The organism is Siculibacillus lacustris (assembly GCF_004328075.1).
Lineage (GTDB): Bacteria > Pseudomonadota > Alphaproteobacteria > Rhizobiales > Ancalomicrobiaceae > Siculibacillus > Siculibacillus lacustris.
This window is the reverse complement of sequence record NZ_SJFN01000010.1, coordinates 1-15,135: the sequence shown is the minus strand read 5'-3', so window position 1 is coordinate 15,135 and position 15,135 is coordinate 1. Positions and strand designations below refer to the sequence as shown.

Annotated in this window: 10 protein-coding genes; 5 read left to right on the top strand and 5 right to left on the bottom strand. The window is 69.9% G+C overall.

Going from position 1 to position 15,135, the window contains the following annotated elements; translation table 11 throughout:
* Positions 1-86 precede the first annotated feature (86 nt).
* Positions 87-5,657 (bottom strand): apolipoprotein A-IV repeat region-like domain-containing protein, encoded by a 5,571-nt coding sequence (locus tag EYW49_RS08050; protein WP_131308025.1) that lies wholly within the window; start codon positions 5,655-5,657, stop codon positions 87-89.
* 514 nt (positions 5,658-6,171) lie between these two features.
* On the opposite strand from EYW49_RS08050, the gene EYW49_RS08045 reads away from it, so the two are divergent.
* The 3 genes from EYW49_RS08045 to EYW49_RS08035 all read left to right on the top strand — a co-directional run bounded on the left by EYW49_RS08045 (position 6,172) and on the right by EYW49_RS08035 (position 8,207).
* Complete coding sequence (locus tag EYW49_RS08045; protein ID WP_228259546.1) at positions 6,172-6,600, top strand: Hpt domain-containing protein; 429 nt, start codon at positions 6,172-6,174, stop codon at positions 6,598-6,600.
* Between the two features lie 107 nt (positions 6,601-6,707).
* On the top strand, positions 6,708-7,028 hold the full coding sequence (locus EYW49_RS08040) for a 2Fe-2S iron-sulfur cluster-binding protein (protein ID WP_131308021.1): 321 nt from the start codon (positions 6,708-6,710) through the stop codon (positions 7,026-7,028).
* A gap of 150 nt (positions 7,029-7,178) precedes the next feature.
* Positions 7,179-8,207 (top strand): NAD(P)/FAD-dependent oxidoreductase, encoded by a 1,029-nt coding sequence (locus tag EYW49_RS08035; protein WP_131308019.1) that lies wholly within the window; start codon positions 7,179-7,181, stop codon positions 8,205-8,207.
* An 84-nt stretch (positions 8,208-8,291) separates the two neighbouring features.
* Here EYW49_RS08035 and EYW49_RS08030 read toward each other — a convergent pair whose 3' ends face one another.
* The 3 genes from EYW49_RS08030 to ggt all read right to left on the bottom strand — a co-directional run bounded on the left by EYW49_RS08030 (position 8,292) and on the right by ggt (position 13,405).
* A complete protein-coding gene (locus tag EYW49_RS08030; RefSeq protein ID WP_131308017.1) occupies positions 8,292-10,319 on the bottom strand; it encodes a TRAP transporter permease in 2,028 nt (675 codons plus the stop codon).
* Between the two features lie 139 nt (positions 10,320-10,458).
* Positions 10,459-11,472, bottom strand: coding sequence for a TAXI family TRAP transporter solute-binding subunit (locus EYW49_RS08025; RefSeq protein WP_131308015.1), 1,014 nt, complete (start codon positions 11,470-11,472; stop codon positions 10,459-10,461).
* 163 nt (positions 11,473-11,635) lie between these two features.
* Positions 11,636-13,405: a gamma-glutamyltransferase gene (gene ggt / locus EYW49_RS08020; RefSeq protein ID WP_131308013.1), complete on the bottom strand. Its 1,770-nt coding sequence runs from the start codon at positions 13,403-13,405 to the stop codon at positions 11,636-11,638.
* Positions 13,406-13,581: 176 nt separating this feature from the next.
* Here ggt and EYW49_RS08015 point away from each other — a divergent pair, with 176 nt between their 5' ends.
* The gene (locus tag EYW49_RS08015; RefSeq protein WP_131308011.1) at positions 13,582-14,178 is read left to right on the top strand and encodes a cysteine hydrolase family protein; all 597 of its coding nucleotides are present in this window, start codon (positions 13,582-13,584) and stop codon (positions 14,176-14,178) included.
* Positions 14,139-14,726 (top strand): hypothetical protein, encoded by a 588-nt coding sequence (locus tag EYW49_RS08010; protein WP_131308009.1) that lies wholly within the window; start codon positions 14,139-14,141, stop codon positions 14,724-14,726. The genes EYW49_RS08015 and EYW49_RS08010 overlap by 40 nt, the downstream gene beginning before the upstream one ends.
* Positions 14,727-14,956: 230 nt before the next feature.
* Here EYW49_RS08010 and EYW49_RS08005 read toward each other — a convergent pair.
* A partial coding sequence (locus EYW49_RS08005; RefSeq protein WP_206365425.1) for a transposase occupies positions 14,957-15,135 on the bottom strand: 179 nt, incomplete at its 5' end.

Here is a 15,135-nt window from a genome sequence, read left to right as displayed (position 1 = left end):
CCTGCGCGCCCGATCCTCACCTCTCGATACGACGACGGCCGCCCCTCGGGGCGGCCGTTCGGTTTTCGGGCCTTGCCGCGGGCGCCTCAGTCGAGGCGGCCGCTGGCATGGGCGAGCAGGGTATAGACCTTGCCGGTGTCGGAGCCGAGGTACGAGCGGGCAGCTTCCGGATCGCGGGTCGAGCGGGTGGCCTCGCCGAGCAGGGTCTCGAAGTCGGCGACGTAACGGTCGACGGCGCTGCGGAACTCGCCGTCGCGCTGATACTTGCGACGGATCTCCTCGAAGGTCTGCTGGCCGTTCAGGGTGTAGAGGCGACGGGTGAAGACGTTGCGCTCGCCCTGGCGGTAGCGGTCCCACAGGTCGACGAAGGCCTCGTCGTCGATCGCCCGGGCGATGTCGCCGGAGAGCGAATTGAGGCTGTCGACGATCGCCGTCGGGCGCAGCACCGGGGGCGGGGGCACCGGCTCCTCGTCCCGCGAGGCGCGACGCAGCAGGTCGGAGACCCAGCCGCCGCGGCCACCGTCGTCACGGGCGGGCGGCGGCGGCGCCACCGGTTCGCGCGCGAGGCTCGCGAAGGGGGCGATCGGCGCCGGGCGACGCGGCTCGGGGGCGGGCGGCGCGACGTCGAGGGCGACGGGCGCCGGCGGGGCGACCGGGCGGCGCGGGGCCTCCCAGCGCGGGCTCTCGGCGACCGGCGCGGCGACCGCGGCGGCCCGGCCGGAGCCGGCGCTGCGTGCCACGTCGAAGGTCGCCGACTGACGGCCGACCAGGCTCGACAGTTCGGCCAGCGCCTTCAACTGGTCGGAGACGACGCGGCGCAGCTGGGCGGTCGATTCCTCGGTCTCCTTGGGGAGCTCGAGGACGCCGCGGCGCAGCTCGTCGCGGGTCGCGGCGAGCTCGCCCTGCATCATCCGGGCGGCCTCGCGCATCTTCTCGGTGGCTTCGCCGAAGCGCGCGGTGGTCTCGCCGACCGCGCGGGTCATCTCGGCGATCATCGCGTTCTGGGCGGCGCGCAGGGCTTCGGCCGAGCGCTGGCCCTCGACGCCGGCGGTCGAGCGCAGGGTGTCGAGCTGGCCGAGCACGGCGCGCATCGCCTGTTCGGCCCCGGTGGTCAGCGCCGCGCCGACGTCGCGGGCGCGGGTCTCGGCGGTGTTCAGCGTGTCGCCGATCAGGCCGGCGAAGGCGTGCATCATGGTCTCGACCGACTGGGTCTTGTCGACCAGCCCGGCGGCGAGATCTTCGAGGCTGCGGCGGCGTTCTTCCACCGTGGTCTCGAGCACGCGGTTGGCGTCGCCGACCAGGGAGGCGGCGGCGGTGAGGGTGCGGGCCTGACCGTCGAAGCGTTCGGTGAGGTCGGCGACTTCGCGCAGGACGGTGCGCGAGGTGTCCTTGAGCGAGGCGACCTGGGCGGAGACCGCCTCGGTGACGCCGCGGGTCTCGGCGAGGGCGCCTTCGACCACGCCGCGGACCTCTTCCGTGCGGCCGCCGAGGTTCTTCTCGATCAGGTCGAGGTTCTCGCCGGCGCGGTTGAGCACCGCATGCAGGGTCAGGTTGGCGTTGGTCAGGCGTTCGAGCAGCGTGCCCATGTCGTCGCGCAGGCGATCGCTGGCGTCGGCCACGGCGCCGACGGCGTCGCGGCTCTTCTCGTCGATCGCCGACACCAGACGCTCGCGCGCCTCGGTGACCATGCGGGTGGCGTCGAGGCCCTGGCGGGCGACGGCCTCGGTGAGGTCGCGGCCCTTGCGGTCGAGGCTCTCGACCAGGATGTCGCGAGCGGTGCCGATCTTGTCGGTGATCTCCAGCACGCGGCCGTCGACGGTCTCGGTGAGCGAGCGCGAGACCTCGCCGGCGCGGGCGGCGAATTCGTCGGAGCGGGCGGCGAGGGCGGCGACCAGGGCGGCGCCGCGGCCGCCGAGGATCTCGTCGAGTTCGCGGGTGCGCCGGTCGAGTTCGTCGACCACCGCGCCGGTGTGGCCGGTGATGGTGCGCTCCAGGGCTTCGGTGGTGGTGCCGATGCGCTGGGCGGCGGTCTCCAGCGAACCGGAGACCATCTGGGCGGCGCGTTCGGCCTCGGCGCCGAGGGTCGTGGCGATCGCCGCGACACGGTCGCCCATCACCCGGTCGAGGGTGGCGGTGCGCTCGTCGAGGGTGCCGGCGGCGGCGGCGGCGGTGCGGCCGATGGTGGTGGTGATCGCCGCGGTGCGTTCCTGGAGGACGCGGTCGAAGGCGGCGGTGCGGGCCTCGAGGGTGCCGGAGGCCTCCTCGAGACGGGCGCCGAGCGTCTCGTTGATCGCGCCGAGGCGCTCGCCGAGCAGGCGGTCGAGGGTGCCGGTGCGCTCGTCGATGGCGCCGGTGGCGGCGTCGAGGCGGGTGCCGAGGGTTTCGGTGATGGCGCCGAGGCGTTCGGCGAGGACCCGGTCGAGGGTGCCGGTACGCTCGTCGAGGGCACCGGTAGCGGCGTTGAGCCGCGAGCCGAGGGTCTCGGTGATCGCGCCGAGGCGCTCGTCGAGGATCCGGTCGAGGATGGCGGTGCGCTGATCGAGCGAGCCGGTGGCCTCGGCGACGGTGCGGGCGAGGGTGTCGACCATCGAGGTGGTGCGGTCGCCGACCATCCGGTCGAGGGCGGCGGTGCGCTGATCGAGGGTGTCGGCGACCTCCATCATGCGGGCGCCGAGGGTGCCGTTGATCTCGGCGACGCGGTCGGCGAGGTGTTCGCTGACCTCGTCGGTGCGGGCGGTGAGCACGCGGCCGACCTCGTCCATGCGGGCGTCGAAGGCATCGGTGACCTGGGTCCGGCCGTTGGCCAGGGTCGCGGCGATGTCGCGGGTGCGCTCCATCAGAGTCTCGGAGATCACCCGACCGCGCAGGTCGAGGACCTCGTCGATCTTGCGGACGCGCACGTCGACGGTCTCGGCGAAGGCGGCGGTGCGGGCGTCGAGGTTCTCGGTGAGTTCGCCGGCGCGGCGGACCACGGTGTCGGCGAAGGTCACGGCGCGGGCGTCCAGGGCGCCGCCGATCTCTTCGACCTTGCCTTCCAGCGAGCGGCCGAAGCCGGACAGCTTCTCTTCGAGGGCGGTCGACATGACGCCGGTGCGCTCGTCGATGACCCGGCCGAGGGTGGCGGTGCGGTCGTCGAGGCTGTCGGCGAGGGCGGCGGTGCGCGCCGCCAGAGTGTCGGTGACGGCGACGAAGCGATGGTCGAGCAGGTCGCGCATCGCTGCGGTGCGGCCGTCGAGTTCGGAAACGAGGCCGGCGGCGCGGACGTCGACGATCTGGTGGAGGGTGTCGAGGTGGCCCGACAGGGCGGCGGTGACGCCGGCGCCACGCTCGGTGAGGGTGTCGGCGATGCGGGCGCCGGTCTCGGTCATGCGTTCGGTGACCGATTCGCCCTGGGTGGCGACCAGACGGGCGACCTCGGAGCCGGCGCGGCCGAGCCGCTCGGCGAGGTCGGTGGTGCGGCGCAGGAGTTCGTCGCCGACGCCGGCGAGCGACTGGTCGAGGCTGGCGCGGAAGCCGACGGCGCGGTTCTCGAGCAGGTCGTCGAGGCTGCGGCCGGTCTCGCCGAGGCGCTTCTCCAGTTCGGCGCCGTGGACGACGATCGACTGGTAGATCTTCTCGCCGGTCGAGCCGAGGCGGTCGGCCAACTCGCCGCCGCGCGAGGAGATGGTCTCGGCGATCTTGGTGCCGGTCTCGTCGAGGCGTTCGGTGATCTCGGCGCCGCGCAGCGACAGGTCGACGACCAGCGACTGGCCGGTGCCCTTGAGCGCTTCGGCGACCTCGTTGGCGCGTTCGGCGATGGCGTCGACGACTTCGCCGCCGGTGCGGGTGAGGGTCTCGGTGACTTCGCGGGAGCGGTCGCCGAACACCTGATTGATCTCGCGCCCGGCGGTGGCCAGGGTGGTGGCGACCTCGTGGCCGCGCGAGGAGATCATCTCGACCACCTCGGTGCCGGTGCGCGACAGCGTCGCGTCGATCTCGGAGGCGCGGGTCTTGAGCTCGGTGTTCACCTCGCGACCGCGGTCCTGGATGGTGTCGGCGATCAGCTGGCCGGTGGTCGACAGGCTGTCGGTCAGCGAATGGCCGGTCTCCGACAGGGTGCCGATCAGGGTGTTGCCGGTCTCGGCCAGCGTCCGGGTGACGGTCTCGGCGCGCTCGGTGAGCGTGTCGCCCATGGTGCGCACGGTCTCGGTGAGGGCGCCGGTGTGGCGGGTCAGGTCGCCGACGATGCGCTCGCCGGTCTCCGACAGGGTGCGGGTGACCTCGTCGGTGCGGTCGCCGAGGGTGCCGACCAGCAGTCGGGTGCCGTCGGAGAGGCGGGTCGACAGCGTGTCGGTGCGCTCGGAGAGGGTCGAGAACAGAGTGTCGGTGCGCTCGGCCAAGGTCACCGACAGGCTGTCGCCGAGGGTGCGGACGGTGTCGGTCAGGGACTCGGTGCGGCTCGTCAGGTTGACGATGATCTGGTCGCCGGTGCGGTTCAGCGTGTCGGTGAGCTCGAAGCCCTTCATCGACAGGGTCTCGGCGGCGATCTGGCTGGCGGCGGTGAGGCCGTCGGTGACCGAGCGGCCGGTGTCGGCGAGCTTCTCGACGACGTCGCCGGCGCGGGTGTCGAGCAGCGACACCACGCCTTCGACGGTGTTGGTCAGGCGGGAGTTGATCTCTTCGCCCTTGTCGGAGAGCGAGGACACCAGCGTCCGGGTGGCCTGATCGGTGGCCTCGGCGATGCGGTCGCGGGTGGTCATCAGATCGCCGGCGAAGGCTTCGTGGGCGCCGGTGATCGAGGCACGGACGCGCTCGGAATTGTTGACGATGGCTTCGCGCTGGTTGACCAGTTCCTCGATCAGCGAGCGGATGCGCAGCTCGTTCTCGCCATAGGCGCGTTCCAGCGACGACACTTCGTTGTGGACCATCACCTCGATCTCGCCGGCGCGGGCGACGACCCGCTCGAGACCGTCGCCGACCGCCGCCATCTCGCGGCGGATCGCCTGGCCGACCGAGACCACGGCTTCCTGCGCGTTGCTCTCGGGTTCGGCGAGACGCAGGGCGATCTCGGTCATGGTGCGGGCGGTCAGGCGCAGTTCGCGCGCCCGGCGCAGCAGCACCGCGAAGGCGTAGATCATCGCCACCGGCAACAGGATCGCCAGCGCCGCCCAGACCAGGCGGGGCTCGTGAACGAGGGTGGACAGCGACGGCGCCGGGCCGAGGTCACGCCCGAAGGCGGTCCAGGCGAGCCAGCCGCCGCCGGCGATCCAGATCAGCGAAACGAAGGTGGCGAGCCAATAGGGGCCGCCGGAGCGGGCCTGGGCGAGCGAATGGGCGAGCCCACCGGTCGAGCGGCGATCGTCGTTGGCGGGGGCGCGCGGCTGGGTGATCGGGTCGGCTTCGGCCGGTTCGGCGCGGCGGCGGCTTTCGCTGCGCGCCGGCGGGCGCGGGGTCGCGCCCGGGACCGGAGCGGGGGGCGCGGCCGGCTCGGCGAGGGCGGCCTCCATCGATCGACCGATGCGTTCGGAGGGCGTCTCCAACCGCGGCTCGCTCTTGACGCCGGGGACCGGATCGGGAAGCGGTCCGGGCGTGCTTTCGAGATCGAGCTTGAGGGCCTCTTCGACCGCGGTCAGGGCCGCTTCGACGGGGTCGAGAGTCTTCGTGGGATGGGTCGCCATGGTCGTAGTCGCCTCGCGTCCGTACACCGTACTAACCGGTCCGCCCGGGCGAGCCGGCCCGCAACGCGCGAGCAGGCTAGACCTCGGGTCCGTGCCGGGGCTCGGACCGCGTGGGAGCGTCCGCTCGCTCACACGAAGTCCCGAAGGCCGGGCTCGAGGAAACGGGACGTCCGGACGCAACCGGACGGTCGTCTCCCCACAGATTGCCGCAGCCGAATGGTAACGGCACATTAACGAAGATGAAACAGGGCGACCCGCCTTTCGCCGATCATCGTTAACGACTGTGGACGGCGGCCGCTCCGCGGAGGCGAATTCCCAACGTTTCCGGGGCGACGCGCGGGCCGGCAGGGCGAGCCCGGTTGCGCCGCCGCGAGCCTGCACCGTTCATCCTTCGCTCACCATGCCGATCGAACGACGCAGCGGCAGGCGCGGGCGCGCGGCGAACCGCAACGCTTCCTCAGCTTCACCGCCGCAAACTCGGCCGAACGGGGATGCGAGGGAGCGCGTGACGACCATGATCGGGGAGACCAGCGAACGACGGATCGCGACGGCGGCAGCCGTCGCCTACGAGGGGCCGGAGCGGCGGGCGCCGATCGATCTGGTCCATCTGGCGCGCCAGACCTTCGGATCGATCGAGCTCGAGCGCGAAGTGCTGCGGCTGTTCGTCGAGCACGGGGCGGGGCTGGTCGCCGAGGCGACCCGGCCGGAGACGCTCGCCCGGCGCGATGCGGCGCTCCATCGGCTCAAGGGCTCGGCGAGCGGCATCGGAGCGCGGCGCGTGGCGGCTCTGGTCGAGCTCCTGGAGGCGACCGCGCCGGAGACCCCGGACGCCGCGGCTCTGATCGGCGACCTCGCCGCGGCGGTCGAGGAGGTGGCGCGTTTCGTCGATCGCCTGTTCGCCCCCAAGGCGGCGGACGAGGGTCGGCTGCGCAATCGCGCTTGACGAGGACGGTGTTCGGCCCCATGTGCAGCGCGGCAGAGCGATGCGGCGCCGTGGCGGTCGCGAGATCGCGTCGTCCGTCCCGTCCCCCCCGTCCGTCCGAGTGCCCGATGCCCAAGATCACCTTCGTTCCCTATCGTCAGGAAGAAATCGTCGTCGAGGCCGAGATCGGCGCGACGGTGATGGAGACGGCGGTGCGCAACGGCGTGCCCGGCATCGAGGCCGAATGCGGCGGTGCCTGCGCCTGCGCCACCTGTCACGTGTGGGTCGATCCGGCCTGGTACGAGAAGGTCGGCGCGCCGCAGCCGATGGAAGAGGACATGCTCGACTTCGCCTGGGACGTGCGCGCGACCTCGCGCCTGTCGTGCCAGATGAAGGTCACCGAGGCCCTCGACGGTCTGGTGGTGGAGATCCCCGAACGTCAGGCGTGAGCGCGCGCCGCGCCGACCGGCGCCTCCGGCGTCCGCCCAATTCTCCGCTTTCGTCCGAGAAGTCTTGCTTGTAGAGAAGCGCGAGATCGCGCGACCCCGTGTCGCGTCCCGCCTGCGCGCCTGCGCCCCATCCGTCGATCGGGATCCGTCATGTCCGAAGCCATCACCACCGACGTCGTCATCATCGGAGCCGGGCCGGTCGGCCTGTTCGCGGTGTTCGAGCTGGGTCTGCTCGACCTCAAGTGCCATGTCGTCGACATTCTCGATCGGCCCGGCGGGCAGTGCACCGAGCTCTATCCGGAAAAGCCGATCTACGACATTCCCGGCCATCCGGTGGTCGGCGCCCAGGAGCTGATCGACAAGCTGATGGAGCAGATCCGGCCGTTCGGGCCGACCTTCCATTTCGCCCAGCAGGTCGAACAGTTGGAGCGGCTCGCCGAGGGCGGCTTCCGGCTGGTGACCGACGCGGGCACGGAGTTCTTCGCCAAGGTGGTGGTGATCGCCGCCGGCGGCGGCTCGTTCCAGCCGAAGCGTCCGCCGGTGCCGGGCATCGAAGCCTTCGAGGCGACCTCGGTGTTCTATTCGGTGCGCAAGATGGAATCCTTCGCCGGCCACGACGTGGTGATCGTCGGCGGCGGCGATTCGGCGCTCGACTGGACGCTCAATCTGCAGCCGGTCGCCCGCCGGCTGACGCTGGTCCATCGCCGCGACGACTTCCGCGGCGCGCCCCATTCGGTCGAGCAGATGCGCCGGCTGGTCGGCGAAGGGGCGATCGATCTGGTGATCGGTCAGGTCACCGAGTTGGCGGGCACGGACGGCACGCTCGCGAGCCTCACCGTCAAGAAGAGCGACGGGTCGACGGTCGCGGTGGCGGCGACGCGGATGCTGCCGTTCTTCGGCCTGACCATGAAGCTCGGGCCGATCGCCGGCTGGGGCCTGCATCTGCACGAGAACCTGATCCCGGTCGACACCGAGAAGTTCGAGACCTCGGAACCGGGGATCTTCGCCATCGGCGACATCAACACCTATCCGGGCAAGCTCAAGCTGATCCTCTCCGGCTTCCACGAGGGCGCGCTGATGGCCCAGGCGGCCAAGCGCCTCGTCGATCCCGGCAAGCGCATCGTGTTCCAGTACACCACCTCGTCGACGGCGCTGCAGAAGAAGCTCGGCGTCCACTGACGCCGTCGCCGCCGTCCGAAACAGACGAGGGCCGGAGATCCGCGGGATCGCCGGCCCTTTTCGTATCGTGTGAGGTGTCGCGGGTCAGGCGGGGGCGGCGGCGAGGCCGTCGCGGCGGATCCACTGGGTGGCGATCACCGGGGCGACCAGGACCAGACCGATCACCGACGACCAGATCTCCGGAGCGATCAGCAGGATCGACGAGACGGCGAGCAGGGTGCGCTCCCAGACCCGCGTGCGGGTCAGCAGGTAGCCGGAGAAGGCCGCCGACAGGAGCACGATGCCGAGGATGCAGCCGCCGGTGGCCAGCACGAACTCGCTCCAGGTGAAGCCCTTGGCGACCAGCAGCATCGACGGCGAGAACACGAAGACGAAGGGCACCAGCGCCTTGCCGAGCGCCAGCCGGAAGGCGGTGTTGCCGGTGCGGAACGGGTCGGCGCCGGCCATCGCCGCGGCGGCATAGGCGGCGATCGCCACCGGTGGCGTGATGTCGGCGAGCACGCCGTAATAGAACACGAAGAAATGGGCGACGATCGGTTCGACCCCGAGCAGGCCCAGAGCAGGGGCGGCGACGGTGACCATGATGATGTAGGTGGCGGTGGTCGGGATGCCGCAGCCCATGATGACGCAGACGATCGCGGTGAGGATCAGGGTGAACATCAGCGTCAGGGTCTGGGTGGTCATGATCGCCGCCGGCAGCCATGAGGCGACCATCTGGGCGTAGTCGAGCGCCGCGGAGGTGACGATGAACGAGATCTTGAACCCGACGCCGGTCAGGGTCACCACGCCGACGACGATGCCGACGGTGGCCGAGGCGACGCCGACGGCCAGCGCGTATTTCGCACCGTCGCGCAGGCCCTCGAAGATCTCGAGCGGCTTCATCCGCCGCTTGGGGTTCAAGAGCCCGACCAGGATGCACAGGGTGATGCCGGTGAAGGCGGCGAGGTAGGGCGTGAAGCCGGCGAACAGCATGTAGAGCAGGCCGAGGAGCGGGATCACCGTCGGCCAGTCACGGGCGAAGGCGGCCTTGATGTCCGGCATTTCCTCCGGGGTCAGGCCGCGCATGCCGTCGCGCTTGGCCTCGAAGTGGACCTGACAGAACACCCCGAGGAAATGCATGAAGGCCGGGACGATCGCCGCGATGATGATCGTCGTATAGGGCAGGTTGAGGAATTCGATCATCAGGAAGGCGGCGGCGCCCATGATCGGCGGGGTGATCTGGCCACCGGTCGAGGCGGTCGATTCCACGGCGGCCGCGAAGTGCTTCTTGTAGCCGAGGCGGACCATCATCGGGATGGTCAGCGAGCCGACGGTCACCGCATTGGCCACCGACGAGCCCGAGATCATGCCGAACAGCGCCGAGCCGAAGATCGACACCTTGGCCGGCCCGCCGGCGTAGCGCCCGGCGACCCAGGCTGCGCAGTCGAGGAACAATTGCCCGAGGCCGATGCGGGTGGCGAAGACGCCGAACAGCACGAAGTGAAAGACGTAGGTCGCGACCACGCCGATGGCGACGCCGTAGATGCCCTGGGTGGTCAGGTAGAGGTGGTTGACCAATTGCGCCGGGGTGGCGCCGGGATGGACCAGGATGCCGGGGATCGAGCGGCCGAAGATCGCATAGGCCATGAAGGCGATGGCGATCACCGGCAGCGGCCAGCCGATGGTGCGGCGCGTCGCCTCGAGCAGCAGCACGATCAGCGTGGCGCCGAGAATCACGTCGGTGGTCGAGGGATTGCCGATACGGAAGGCGAGGTCGTCGAGCGGGATCAGCGGCACGTGCATCACGCTGACCAGCGCCAGGACGAACAGCAGCCAGTCGTAGAGCGGGATGCCGAGCGGCCGATACCAGCGGGATTCGGCGTGGTCCGGATAGCCGATCAGCGGAAACACCAGGAAGATCAGGCCGAGCACGAAGGACAGATGGACGCCGCGGTGCATCAGCTCCGGCAGCAGGCCGAAACCGGCGGTGTAATAGTGGAACAGCGACAGGCAGACCAGCGCCGCCCCGACCGCCCAGGCGCCGAGCGGCGCGAGCGGACGGAATCGAATCTCCGGATCGAACTTCTCCTCGAGTTCACGGGCTTTGCTCTCGTCGAGTTCGAATTGGGACATGAGGATTCCACGCTTTCGAGAGGCGGCGATCGCCCGTGCGCGGCCGCGCCCATCGGCGGCGGCGTGGGCGTCGATCGGGAGCGGCGGACGGGCGACGACGGAGGGGCGGCGCGCCGGGCACGCCGCCCCGGAGCGACGATCACTTCAGCAGGCCGACCTCGCGGTAGAACTTCTCGGCGCCGGGATGCAGCGGGATGCCGATGCCGTCGAGCGCGGTCTCCTTGCGGATCTGCTTGCCCTTGGCGTGGCCGGCGTCCATCAGTTTGCGGCTGTTGTCGTTCCACAGCGCCTTGGTGACGCCGTAGACGAGGTCCTCGGGCTGCTTGGCGCTGGTCACCCACAGGGCGTTGACCGAGACCGTCTCGACTCCCTCGACGTCCTTGTAGGTGCCGGCCGGGACCTTGTCGGGACCGAAGAACTTGAAGTCGGCGAGGATCTTCTTGGCTTCCGGCCCGGCGATCGGCACCAGTTCGATGCCCGAGGAGGTGGCGAGCTCGGAGATCGCGCCGGTCGGATAGCCGCCGACGAAGAAGAAGGCGTCGAGCGCGCCGTCGCGCAGCCGGTCACCCGAGGCGTTGGGCTTGAGGTACTCGGCCTTGACGTCCTTCTCGGTCAGGCCGTAGGCGGAGAGAACGATGCGGGCGTCGATCAGGGTGCCGGAGCCGGGCTCGTCGAGGGAGACGCGCTTGCCCTTGAGGTCGGCCGGCGACTTGATGCCGGCGCCCTTGCGGGCGACCAGATGGATGGTCTCGGGATAGAGATTGGCGATGCCGCGCAGGTTCTCGATCTTGGCCTTGCCCTCGAACACGCCGGTGCCGGAATAGGCCCAATAGGCCACGTCGGACTGGGTCAGGCCGGATTCCAGCGCACCCGATTCGATGCCGTTGATGTTGGCGACCGAGCCGTTGGTGGCGACCGCGGTGGCGATCAGGCCGGGCACGCCGCAGGCGCCGCCGTCGGCGCAGGCACGGCTGCCCGGCGGGTTCGACACGGCGTTGGAGAGCAGGCCGCCGATCGGGAAATAGGTGCCGGCGGTGCCACCTGTGCCGATCCGGAAGAAGGCCATCTGCTGGCCGACGGCGAACGTGGCTCCGAGAAGGGTGGCGGCGCCGACGGCGGCGGCGGCCAGACGGGTGACGGTCTTCGTGTTCATGGGGGTCTCCCTGGGCGAGCCACCGGCGGGCGCGGCGCTCGTGGCGATGAATGAAGCACGGGCGGAAAGCGCCTGTCAAAGCGTCAGACCCGGTTCGCTGCCCTCGGGAGAGGGTGCGAGGAGCGGGCGCGTCGTGCGCGGCGCCCGAGCGCCTGCCGCAACGTCAGTTCCCGACCGCGGCGCCGGCCGGCCGGCGATCGTCGGAGGCGCCGTAGAGCCGACCCGGCAGCAGCCGGCCGGAGGCCGCGGAATCGTTGCCGGAGGAGGCGGGATCGGCCGATTTCGCCTCCGCCGGCCCGGTCTGCACCAGTTCGGCGGCCCCCCACGGGGTCTGTTCGACCAGGCGATAGCCCATCGCCTTGAGCAGCGCGACGGTGTCGGGCGACAGGGCGAAGGGCTCGTGGGCGATCTCGTCGGGCAGCCATTGATGATGGAAGCGCGGCGCGTCGACCGCGTCCTGTGGTCGCATGCCGTGATCGATCACGTTGGTCAGGGTCTCGGCGACGATCGAGACGATGCGCGAGCCGCCGGGGCTGCCGAGCACCATCTCCAGACGCCCGTCCTTTTCGACGATGGTCGGGGTCATCGACGACAGCGGCCGCTTGGCCGGCTGGATGGCGTTGGCCTCGCCCTGGACCAGACCGAACAGATTGGGCGTACCCGGTTTGACGGTGAAGTCGTCCATCTCGTCGTTGAGCAGGAAGCCGGTGCCCGGCGCCACCACCGCCGCGCCGAAGGCGCCGTTGACGGTGAAGGTCACGGCGACTGCCGAGCCGCTCGCATCGACCACCGAATAGTGGGTGGTCTCGGGTTTTTCCAGGGTCGAGGGCATCGCCGGCAGGGCGGCCGAGGGCAGCACGCCGTCGCGCTCGATGCGGGCGCGCAAGGCGGCGAGATGGGCGGGCGCCAGCAGGCGCTCGACCGGTACGGTGACGAAGTCGGGATCGCCGAGCAGGGTGTTGCGCAGATAGAAGGCGTGGCGCATCGCCTCGACCGTGCGGTGGACGGCGGCGGCGGAGTGCCAACCGGCGGCGGTCATGTCCCAGCCCTCGAGCACGCCGAGGATCAGGCACAGCGTCACCCCGCCCGACGACGGCGGCGGCGCGGTGATCAGCCGATGGCCCCGATAGCTGCAGCGGATCGGATCGCGCTCGACGGCGCGATAGGCGGCGAAGTCGTCTTCGGTCAGCGTGCCGCCGTGGGCGCGCATCGCCGCGGCGACCTTGGCGGCGATCGGGCCGCGGTAGAAGGCCTCCGCCCCGCCGGCGGCGATCGCCTCCAGGGTGGCGGCGAGATCGCTCTGGATCAGCCGGTCGCCGGGCGCCCGCGTGCCGCCGCCGGGGGCGAGGAACAGGCGCGCGGCTTCCGGATCGGCGGCGAGGCGGGCGGTGCCGCGGGCGAGGATGTCGGTATCGGGGCGGGCGAGGACGAAGCCGTCGCGGGCCAGCCGGATCGCCGGGGCCATCACCTCGGCGCGCGGCTTGCTGCCCCAGCGGGCGAGCGCCAGATCGAGGCCGGCGACGGTGCCGGGCACGCCCGAGGCGCGCCAGCCGGTGAGGCTGGCGTCGGTGTTCGGCCGGCCGGCGGCGTCGAGATACATGTCGCGGACGCTGGCGGCAGGCGCGGTCTCGCGGAAGTCGACGAAGCGGGCGGTGCCGTCGGCGAGCCGCAGGGTCAGGAAGCCGCCGCCGCCGATGTTGCCGCAGCACGGATCGACCACGGCCAGGGCATAGCCGACCGCCACCGCGGCATCGACGGCATTGCCGCCGGCCCGCAGGATCTCGGCGCCGACCGCGCTCGCCAGGGCATTGGCCGAGACCACCATGCCGTGTTCGGCTTCGACCGCCGGGCGGGTCGCCGCAGAGGCGGGCGCAGTCGCGGCGAGGAGGCCGAGGAGGGCGACGGCGGGAAGGCGGCGGATCGGACGGCGCATGGGCTCTCGCGGGCGTTGGGGGAACTCGATGTCGCAAGGTTTCGGCGATCGGGCCGATTCAGCCGGCTCGCGACATGGGCTACTGTGCGTCGGATCGTCGGCGCGATAAAGGCGGGGCGCACGCGGCTTCCCCGCCGGCGGAGATCGGGCGCGTGGCGCCGAGAGGAGACGAAGCGATGACGACGGATCTGGGCGCGATGCCGGTGTTGGTGGTGATCGACATGCAGCGGGCGATCGATCTGCCGGGGCGGCCGGCCCGTGGCAACCCCGACCTCGACGCCAACGCCCTGCGGGTGATCGCCGCCTTCCGCGCCGCCGGCCGGCCGATCATTCACGTCCGCCACGATTCGGTCGACGCCGAGTCGTGGTTCCGGCCCGACCATCCCGGCAACGCCTTCCGTCCCGGCTTCGCGCCCGGACCGGGGGAGGGGCTGGTGGTCAAGTCGGTCAACGCCGCCTTCATCGGCACCGACCTCGACCTGCGCCTGCGTCGGCTGGGCGCGACGACCGTGGTCTGTTGCGGCTGGGCCAGCGACATGTGCGTGTCGACGACCATCCGGGTCGGCGCCAACATGGGCTGGGACATGGTCTGCGTGGCCGACGCCTGCGACTGTTCGGACCTGCCCGATCCGTTCGGCGACGGGATCATCCCGGCCAAGGAGGTCCACCGCGTGCACATGGCGACGCTGGCCGCGGATTTTTGTCGGTTGGTGACGGCGGAGGAGGTGGAGACATGCCTAAGGAGTTGGAAGACGCCCTCGATTGTTTCGTAAGTGATTATCTTTCGCAGTATGGCGCGGGAGGCACCATCGATCCCTGCGCCAATTGTTGGTGTGACGGTGAAATTCCGATGGGAACATGTCTCTCGGAAGGCATCTCCTTCGCCGTCAGATCAATCTGCGTCAACGGAACAAAGCATTCCCATCAGTTTAGGATAAAGAAAATCGATCTCATTGAGCTTGAACAGCGCTTGCTCAATATGGTCAAAATTATTGAAGATGTAAATTCATTTGAGGAACTATACAAAGTTATAGAGAACGAAAATTTGGCCATGGGTGGGCCGAAGCCGCTTCTAACCTATGATACTGCGACTCGGATTTCTCGCCATCACGGGTTTGAACCGAAATTCGTCTATCTTCACTGTGGCGCGAAGGAAGGTGCCCGTCTCCTCGGTATTCGGGGGAAGGTGGTAGATCCCTCCGTGTTTCCCTCGCCGATACGTAGATTGACTGCTGCACAGATCGAAGATTTTCTCTGCCGGTCAAAGTCAAAAATCGAGGAATTTCTTCTGGCTGGCAAACATATATCTCTCAAGTCGTGAGAAAAACCGCATATGATCGTATTTTATTCTAGGAATTTTCACGCATATGACTAGCCATAGCGGTGATCCCGTCGATGCTGGCGTCGCCGTCACTCACCGGGATCCGCATGTTCATCGACTTCTTCGCCGAACTGAGTTCGGCGGCGGCGCTGTGAGGCGCCGGCGATCGTGTCCCGAGAGGTGGTGTAGCTGACCGGTGGCCAGCGGGCGCGCCGATATGGGCGGCGTCCTCAGGCCGCCATGTTCGGCAGGCCGAGGACGGCAGGATCATCGTCGATGGCGGCGATCGTTTCCAGCGTCATGTAGCGGGAGCGTTGGACGGCCCATTCGTCGTTCTGTTCGAGCAGGATCGCCCCGACCAACCGGACGATGGCATCTTCGTTGGGGAAGATGCCGACGACCTCGGTTC

Coding starts and splice junctions, on each gene's coding strand:
- EYW49_RS08050 (WP_131308025.1), bottom strand. CDS start 5,657: ATGGCGACCCATCCCACGAAGACTCTCGACCCCGTCGAAGCGGCCCTG.
- EYW49_RS08045 (WP_228259546.1), top strand. CDS start 6,172: ATGATCGGGGAGACCAGCGAACGACGGATCGCGACGGCGGCAGCCGTC.
- EYW49_RS08040 (WP_131308021.1), top strand. CDS start 6,708: ATGCCCAAGATCACCTTCGTTCCCTATCGTCAGGAAGAAATCGTCGTC.
- EYW49_RS08035 (WP_131308019.1), top strand. CDS start 7,179: ATGTCCGAAGCCATCACCACCGACGTCGTCATCATCGGAGCCGGGCCG.
- EYW49_RS08030 (WP_131308017.1), bottom strand. CDS start 10,319: ATGTCCCAATTCGAACTCGACGAGAGCAAAGCCCGTGAACTCGAGGAG.
- EYW49_RS08025 (WP_131308015.1), bottom strand. CDS start 11,472: ATGAACACGAAGACCGTCACCCGTCTGGCCGCCGCCGCCGTCGGCGCC.
- ggt (WP_131308013.1), bottom strand. CDS start 13,405: ATGCGCCGTCCGATCCGCCGCCTTCCCGCCGTCGCCCTCCTCGGCCTC.
- EYW49_RS08015 (WP_131308011.1), top strand. CDS start 13,582: ATGACGACGGATCTGGGCGCGATGCCGGTGTTGGTGGTGATCGACATG.
- EYW49_RS08010 (WP_131308009.1), top strand. CDS start 14,139: ATGCCTAAGGAGTTGGAAGACGCCCTCGATTGTTTCGTAAGTGATTAT.